The organism is Pseudoteredinibacter isoporae (assembly GCF_040372805.1).
GTDB lineage: Bacteria > Pseudomonadota > Gammaproteobacteria > Pseudomonadales > Cellvibrionaceae > Pseudoteredinibacter > Pseudoteredinibacter isoporae_A.
Genome location: NZ_BAABWJ010000024.1, coordinates 1 through 1317, shown reverse-complemented (window position 1 = coordinate 1317; position 1317 = coordinate 1). Strand labels below are relative to the sequence as shown.

The window sequence follows — 1317 nt, the reverse complement described above, 5'->3', positions numbered from 1 at the left end:
GGGCAGTGCACCAAGCACCGAGCATGAATACCTGCACCGTGATCATTTGGGATCGATCACGACGATCAGTAAAGAAAGTGATGGCAGCGCTCTAGGCGAAGTCAGCTACGACGCTTGGGGTAAACGACGCAGTGCTACCGATTGGGCCAGCGCTTATCAAGCGCCTGCAAGCTTCGATAATTTTGATCGCGGTTACACAGGTCATGAACACCTTTCAGGTGTAGACATTATTCATATGAATGGGCGGGTTTACTCGGCTGAGCTGGGTAAGATGATGAGTCCTGACCCTGTGACGGCAGAGCCAGATAATGGGCGGAATTATAATCGGTATGCTTATGTTTACAATAATCCGCTAACATACACGGATCCATCTGGATATGTAGTATGCCCAAGGGGGGGAGATGGTACTTTGAATTGCCCGCTCGTTCACAGTGATATTTCAGGTATATCGATAGTTGATCCCAATAGTTTTTTTGGTCAGCACTTAACTAGTATTTTTTCCGATTATAGCTTGGGACAAATTCAAGACTCTCTCGAGAAGTCAGTAAATAAAGACTCACCTCAAATTGACACGGATGAACCGGAAGAGGAAAAAGAGGAAGAGAAAGAAGAGTTTGATTGTTCACAAGACTCCAATTCAGCATGTATTGGTGTTGTGGCCCATCCAGATGACGCTACAAAAGATGACCACGCTGAGGGAGCTATACAGGATTTCATTGATAACTACCAAGATATGCGGGAAGCCAATACTATTGGCGCGGATAAATATTTCCATTGTATGGCTAACTGTGAAGCCTCTCAGCGGGGTAATACAGCAGAAGAGATAGCTGAAATAATTAGCAATACAAGGGAGTGGGTTGATCAAAATATCAAGGGAGATCCAGAATCCGCTAGCGAAGCTGATCAGAGGGCAAATATTTATGGGCGATTGCAAGGTAGGAATAACGCTGGTGGCAGTTGTCGTGCATTATGTTCACCATTTAGGCCTAAGGGCTTAGAGAGGATATATTGATGAAAAGATTAGTATGTATTGCGGTACTATTGATTTTGTTGCTACTTATTTTTGTATGGTTTAAAGGCGTTTTGAATGTTGACCGATGTTTGGATAGCGGTGGCCGCTGGAACTACTCTGAGAAGTATTGTGAAAATCCTCGAGGGGATCAAAAGCATTGAAGTTACTCAAATTAGTTTCTCCAGAAATTAAGCTCAATAGGGCTCATCAATATTGATCACTTCTAACAGCAGGGCGTGCAGTCCATTCTGGAATGGGTGATCAGTTCCTCCCGGCAGGGTGAGCAAATTGGACCGGTGCATGCA

General features: G+C 44.5%; 1 protein-coding gene. It reads left to right on the top strand.

Going from position 1 to position 1317, the window contains the following annotated elements:
- On the top strand, window positions 1-1012 hold a 1012-nt coding region (locus ABWW03_RS19895; RefSeq protein WP_353411421.1), incomplete at its 5' end, for an RHS repeat-associated core domain-containing protein.
- Window positions 1013-1317: the final 305 nt, after the last annotated feature.